The sequence below is a fragment of the Desulfurellaceae bacterium genome (genome assembly GCA_021296095.1).
GTDB lineage: Bacteria > Desulfobacterota > Binatia > Bin18 > Bin18 > JAAXHF01.
The window spans coordinates 1-6,318 of sequence record JAGWBB010000124.1; the positions used below are offsets into that span (position 1 = coordinate 1).

The window sequence follows — 6,318 nt, forward strand, 5'->3', positions numbered from 1 at the left end:
GCACAAACATGGCCAGTCTCGCTCTGGTTGGAGATTTGACAAACGCTTTAGCTTCAGCCGATACGCTCGTCATTTCTCACCGGTTAGAGTCAGTTAAGCTTCTACCGGCGGACGGAGCTAAGTAAGACGATGCAAGACATCATGGCTTTCTGACAACCGAGGCAGTTTCACGGCCGGAAGTTACCGATCCGCGACGCCGTCGCGTGTTCAGCATGGCAGTGACCGCACGAGACAACCGTGACCGTGGTCGCCCGTCCGCATGGTCGGCGACGCTAGACCGCTTAGCCGTTGACGCAGACGGAGAAGGGGCGAATCCAAGGCTGCTGATTGTATCCGCCGGCAATGTCAATGATTCGAATGCTTGGGCCGAATACCCACACAGTAACAGCACGGACGGGATTCATGATCCTGGACAAGCGTGGAACGCCCTTACCATCGGTGCTTGCACAAATCTAGTCGATATTACCGAACCAGATGCTAGCGGGTATCAGTCGGTCGCGCCTTCTGGCGGACTGAGCCCTTTCAGCACGACATCATTCACCTGGCAACCTCAGTGGCCATTGAAGCCGGATGTTGTGTTCGAAGGAGGAAATGCAGCTAAAGATGCTCTCAGTGCGGTTATGATGCCGAGTCTAAGTCTTCTCACCGCGCACCATCAGCCGACTCAGCGCCTGTTTACACATGCGAATGCGACCAGCTCCTCTACTGCTCTGGCTGTTCGCATGGCGGCACGACTGACGGCGGTTTACCCGGAGCTGTGGCCAGAGTCGATACGTGCGTTGATCGTCCATTCTGCAGAATGGACAGAAGCCATGCGACAGACACTTCTTCCCTCCGACAAGCAACCTAAAAAAAAGGACTACACGGCTCTTTTACGCCATTGTGGATTTGGTCTTCCAGATTTCAACCGAGCAATGTGGAGTGTTTCAGACTCCCTGACCCTGGTTTGCGAGGATAGTCTGCACCCCTTCACGCGCGGACAGGGCAGACAACCCAGATTCCGGGACATGAACCTGCATCGACTGCCCTGGCCGCTTGCGGAGCTTGAAGCGCTCGGAGAAACCCAAGTGGAGATGCGGGTCACACTCTCCTACTTCATTGAACCGAATCCCTCGGAGCGTGGTGTTACCTCACGCTATCGTTACGAATCACATGGATTGCGTTTCGATGTGAAACGACCTGCGGAATCGGAGAACGATTTCCGCGCCCGCATAAATGCCGCAGCTCGCGATGAAGAGGAGCGCACTCCTGTTGGTGGGGATGATCCAGGGTGGATCATTGGGAAACAAAATCGGCACAAGGGGTCACTGCATTCAGACATCTGGCGAGGTAGCGCAGCGGACTTAGCCAGTCGAGGTATGCTGGAGGTATGCTGGCGGTCTATCCCGCACTTGGCTGATGGAGGACACGCCCTCGTCTCGAGCGGTATGACAAAGCGACACGCTATGCCTTGATTGTCTCCATTCGTGCTCCAGGAGTGGATGTCGACCTCTATAGCGCGGTCGCCAATCGCGTTGCTGCACTGACAGCCGTGGAGACGTGATGAAATTCCAAATCGTCGATGCATTTTGCTGGTGACCAGCCTGGAGCCGGCCTCGGAGTTTCTCGACGACCTGCGACGGTGAGGTCTCTCTACACCCGCTCCGCCCATAGCCGGGTCGGCGACCGGTGTGATAAGAAGCCCGGCTGAAGGAGGGACTCGGCTATGACACAACCCCTGTATACCGTTCGACAGCTAGCCTACGTGGTCAGAGACATGGATGCGGCTCTCAAGTATTGGGTCGATGTGCTGAAGGTCGGCCCGTTTTTTGTGTACGAACACTGCCCGCTGGAAAACCAGCGCTATCTGGGCCAGCCGTCCAATGTGGACGTGACCCTGGCCCTGGGTAACAGCGGCGACCTGCAAATCGAGCTGATCTTCCAGCACGACCAGACCCCCTCGGTGTATAAAGAGTTCCTGGACGCCGGACGGGTCGGCGTGCATCACTTTGGGCTGATGCCGGAGGACTATAAGGCGGCCTGTGCGCAGTACCGGGCACTCGGCTATGAGGCCGCGTTTGAGTGCACGGTCAGCGACGCCGAGCTGGTGTATTTCGATACGGTCAAGACCATCGGGCATTACACCGAGCTGTGGGACAACAACGACGTGTTCAAGAAATTATTCATGATCGTCGAGAACGCGGCCAAGGGCTGGGACGGCACCAACCCGGTTCGCCCCGGCCCCCTATAAAGGCCGGGCCGCAGCAGCTATACACACCGGAACAGTCCAGCACAGGAGGGAACGTGCTATGAAGTGGAAGATCGGTGATGTCACCATCACCAAGATTACGGAGATCGAGTACCCGGAATTCTCAGACGTCATCCCGGCCGCCACCCCGGCCGTGGTCAAGACCGTCCCGTGGTTGTCGCCCCATTTCGTGACAGCCGAGGGCATGCTGAGCCTGAGCATTCATTCGCTGATCGTTGATACGCCGGGCGCCAAGCTGGTGGTCGATACCTGCATCGGCAACGGGCGGAACCGCGCGCCCCTGGACATCATGAGCAATCTGGCCACCTCGTATCTGGAAGACATGACGGCTGCGGGCTATCCGCCCGAGAGCATCGACTACGTCTTGTGTACCCATCTGCACCTCGACCATGTGGGCTGGAATACGCGCCTGGACAACGGCGAGTGGGTGCCCACATTCCCCAACGCGTCCTACCTGATGGACCAGAAAGAACTCGACCTGTTCGGCAATATCGACCCGAATGCCGACGACGAGTTCTTACAGGTCCAGCGTCTTGTGTATGACGACTCGGTCCAGCCGGTGATGGATGCCGGTCTGGCAAAGGCGGTCGAAGGACCGAGCCCGGTGTGCGAGGGCGTGCGCCTGATCGCCACGCCCGGTCATACCCCCGGCCACTGTTCCGTCATCATTGAATCCAGAGGCGAGTCGGCCATGATTACCGGGGACTTCATCCACCACCCGATTCAGTTCCACGACGCGGGTCTGGTCAGTCCCTTTGATGTGGATAACGACGCTGCGGTGGCCACCCGGCGGCGGGTGTTCGCCGAATATGCCGGGACACCGACCCTGATTATCGGCACCCATTTTGCCGGCCCGACCGCAGGCAAGCTGGTGCGGGATGGGGACGGCTATCGCCTGGATGTGTAAACGTCGCAGGTCGGCTGGCGTCGGCTTAGGCGCGAGGCGCTAAGCCGACCGACGCTCCTGTCTCACCTGCCCCGCATCGCCCCCGGGCTTGCTGAGCACGACGCACAGCCCCTGGACGGGGGCGTTGTTTTCGACCCACATCACAGCCGGTTCCAGCGCGACGACGCGGAAGCCGCACTCCGCAGCCCGCTCGGCCAGGTAGCCTCGGCCGTGGGTGTAGAAGGCCGAGCTGTTCACGCTCAGCTCCTGAGCCGGATTGTCCTGAGCGGTAAACACAAACACCCCGCGATCCTTCAGCGCGCCGAACGCGGCGCGGAAAATCCGCGCCGGATCGCCGACATGCTCAAAAACCCCGGCGGCCACGATCGCCTCGTAGCGGCCGGGCTTCTTGTCCAGGAAGGGGTACAGGTCGCCGACCTCCAGCCGGTTATAGATCCGTCGCTGTGTGGCCTTGGCTACCATCTGGGGGGACAAGTCCACACCGTCCAGGCGCTCGGCCAGCGGTCGCACGGCCTGACCGCACAGGCCGGTCCCGCAGCCCAGGTCGAGGATGGCGAGTTTGCCCCGACAGTGCTGGCGCAGGGCGGCCAGGATGAGCTGCGGACACCGGTAGCCCAGGCCGTCCACGAGCTTGCGGTCGTAGGTCTCGGCGTAGCTGTCGTAGAAGCGCGTGATGTAGGCCGGTGGTGGCCGGTCGGGAGGCGGCTCGGCGCCCGTATAGGCCAGCAGCAGCCGCGCCCCGATGTGATCCTCGGGCACCAGACGCAGATAGTGGCGCAGGTGCGGGGTGGCCTGGGTCCGGTCGTTGCGGGCGAGGAACAGCCGGCTGAGGGAGGCGTGGGCGAGCGGTTCGTCGGGCTGGATGGCCAGCACGCGCTGGAAGCTCTCAATCGCATCGCCGTCGCGTCCCAGCTTCATCAGGCTGACGGCCAGCTCGAAGTGGGTGCGCAGGATGGCCGAGACCAGCTCGGCCGCAGTCCGGTCGCGCGGGTTCAGGCGCAACGCCTCCAGGTAGAGCAGCAGGGCCTGGTCCAGCTGACCTTTGACGTGACAGGCTATGGCCTGGTCCAGGCTCGGGTTGTCGGCAGCCATGGCTCGTCCTCAGTCCGCGCGCACCTCGGCTCACAGCTCGGGAACGTGGGCCGACGGGCTTCGATGCAGGGTCGCTTGTTCAAACGCGTAAGCCAGGGACAGCAGATCGGCCTCGCGGTAGGGCAGTCCGACCATCTCGATCCCCACCGGCAGATTGGTGTCGGTAAATCCGGCCGGTACGCTGATCGCCGGCATCCAGGTCTGGGCGGCAATCAGCGTGTTGGTCGGAAACTCCAAGAGCGGCCACTTGCCCTCGTCAAGCTCGGCTCTCGACGGTGCAGGCACCTGGGCGGTGGGAAAAACCAGGGCGCGCGTTTCGGCCTGGGCCATGGCGTTAATCACCATCCGCTGGAACTGCTCGCGCGCCGCGTAGCGCTGGTAATACTCGGGATCGGCGTACGGGTCGCTCGGACCTTCGGCCAGCGCTTCGAGGAAATCCAGCTTGGGATGGTATTTTTTGGCGGCCAGAATGTCTCTCAGGCGCGTCATCGGCAGCTGTGGACGGGCGGCCAGAAAGGCATCAATATCGTGCCGAGAACGGATGAGATACAGCGAGGAGCGTTCGATATAGTGCTGGAGATCGGGAAGCGTCACCTCGACCAGGCTGGCGCCGGCCGCTGTCATCGCCGCCAGGGCGCGTTCGGTCAGCGTGTTGACCGCTGCGGCCTGGGGGTCGGCGGCGTCACCAAAGGTGTGCCGTACCACGCCGATCCGCGCTCCTCTCAGACTCGCCCGGTCGAGCAACTGGCTATACGGCACCCGGCCGGCAATGACGGCGGTTGCGGTGTAGGGATCAGCAGGGTCAAATCCGGCCAGCACCTCCAGCAGTTTTGCCGCATCGCTCACGGTCCGGCACATCGGTCCGGCCGAGTCCTGAAACTCCACCAGCGGTGACATGCCGGCCCGACTGATGAGGCCCGGCGTGACCTTGAGACCGACCAGGTTATTGAACGAAGCGGGCACCCGGATCGAGCCGCCGGTATCTTCGCCCACCCCCAGCGCCCCGAGATTGGCGGCGACGGCCGCTCCCGTCCCGCCGCTCGAGCCCCCCGGGTCGTGGGTCGGATCGTACGGATTCTTTGTCGTGCCAAGCTGTGACGAATAGCCGAACCACGAGGTCGCAAAGTCGGGCATGGCGGTCTTGGCCAGGATAATCGCCCCTGCGGCCCGGAGCTTGGTGATCGCCGTCGCGTCGGTGTCGGGGATATAGCCGTCCAGGGCGATCGAACCAAAGCTCGTCATGATGCCGGCCGTTTCGACCTGATCCTTGACCACAACCGGCACGCCGTGTAGCGGGCCCGACAGGCTTCCAGAGGCGGCCAACTCGGCATCCAGGCGCGCGGCTTCGTCCTGGGCGCGCGGGTTGACGGTCACGATCGAATTGAGTCGCGGCCCGCCGCGGTCATAGGCCGCAATCCGCGCCAGGTAGCCATCGACCAGTTCGGCGCAGCTCACTGCACCGGCCTGGAGGGCGGTCTGAATTTGGGCGATTGTGGTTTCTTCCCACCTGAACGACATGGCTCTCCCCCTCAAAGACCGGCTGAGTCGCGGCGGCGTGCTAGCCCGATGTTGGCTCCATCGCCCGCCGTATCTTGTCCTGGGTCACCGACAGGTGCTCGTTGAACTCGGTTTCAACCAGGCGAATACCCAGGGTCTGGGCGATCTCCCGGTCTTCCGCTTCCCAGCCGTCTTCGACCCAGATGACCTGATTGCCCGGCCGGCACAGCCCAGCCAGACCATCGGTCTTGGTCCGCTTCCAGGCCAGCGAGGGCAGACATACACCGAGTGTGGCCAGCTCACGGTGAATCTCAGCCTGCCACGAGGACAAGACCATGACCACATCAAAATTCTGCTGACACCAGGCCAGAAAGTCCTGGACACCGCGCTTCCAGTCCGAGCCTGGAATCGACCACGGGGCGCCTTCGAGACTCTTGACCACCCCGTCAATATCGAGCAGCAGAATTCGCGCCATCACCCGCTCGGCTCCCGGCGGCTCACCCCCAAGCCCGCTATTGAAAGGAGTCGTCGCACTCTGCGATGGTGTCCGGGTCGGTTGCCACTTGATCGGCCC

General features: G+C 62.1%; 6 protein-coding genes. 3 read left to right on the forward strand and 3 right to left on the reverse strand.

What is annotated here, in order from left to right; genetic code table 11:
- The first annotated feature begins 212 nt into the window (after positions 1-212).
- The 3 genes from J4F42_20600 to J4F42_20610 all read left to right on the forward strand — a co-directional run bounded on the left by J4F42_20600 (position 213) and on the right by J4F42_20610 (position 3,155).
- Entirely contained in the window at positions 213-1,454 is a 1,242-nt protein-coding gene (locus J4F42_20600) for a S8 family peptidase (GenBank protein ID MCE2487921.1), read from the forward strand.
- A gap of 251 nt (positions 1,455-1,705) precedes the next feature.
- Entirely contained in the window at positions 1,706-2,230 is a 525-nt protein-coding gene (locus J4F42_20605; protein MCE2487922.1) for a VOC family protein, read from the forward strand.
- Positions 2,231-2,288: 58 nt separating this feature from the next.
- Complete coding sequence (locus tag J4F42_20610; protein MCE2487923.1) at positions 2,289-3,155, forward strand: MBL fold metallo-hydrolase; 867 nt, start codon at positions 2,289-2,291, stop codon at positions 3,153-3,155.
- 39 nt (positions 3,156-3,194) lie between these two features.
- Here J4F42_20610 and J4F42_20615 read toward each other — a convergent pair whose 3' ends face one another.
- From J4F42_20615 to J4F42_20625, 3 genes are all read right to left on the reverse strand, one after another.
- Positions 3,195-4,247 carry a methyltransferase domain-containing protein gene (locus tag J4F42_20615; GenBank protein MCE2487924.1) on the reverse strand — a complete coding sequence of 351 codons (1,053 nt, stop codon included), beginning with the start codon at positions 4,245-4,247 and terminating at the stop codon, positions 3,195-3,197.
- A 30-nt stretch (positions 4,248-4,277) separates the two neighbouring features.
- A complete protein-coding gene (locus tag J4F42_20620) occupies positions 4,278-5,765 on the reverse strand; it encodes a hypothetical protein (protein ID MCE2487925.1) in 1,488 nt (495 codons plus the stop codon).
- A gap of 40 nt (positions 5,766-5,805) precedes the next feature.
- On the reverse strand, positions 5,806-6,318 hold a 513-nt coding region (locus J4F42_20625), incomplete at its 5' end, for a hypothetical protein (protein ID MCE2487926.1).

What these genes read in the sequence shown, in the direction of transcription:
- J4F42_20610 (MCE2487923.1), top strand. Translation starts at nt 2,289, where the DNA reads ATGAAGTGGAAGATCGGTGATGTCACCATCACCAAGATTACGGAGATC.
- J4F42_20620 (MCE2487925.1), bottom strand. Translation starts at nt 5,765, where the DNA reads ATGTCGTTCAGGTGGGAAGAAACCACAATCGCCCAAATTCAGACCGCC.
- J4F42_20600 (MCE2487921.1), top strand. Translation starts at nt 213, where the DNA reads ATGGCAGTGACCGCACGAGACAACCGTGACCGTGGTCGCCCGTCCGCA.
- J4F42_20605 (MCE2487922.1), top strand. Translation starts at nt 1,706, where the DNA reads ATGACACAACCCCTGTATACCGTTCGACAGCTAGCCTACGTGGTCAGA.
- J4F42_20615 (MCE2487924.1), bottom strand. Translation starts at nt 4,247, where the DNA reads ATGGCTGCCGACAACCCGAGCCTGGACCAGGCCATAGCCTGTCACGTC.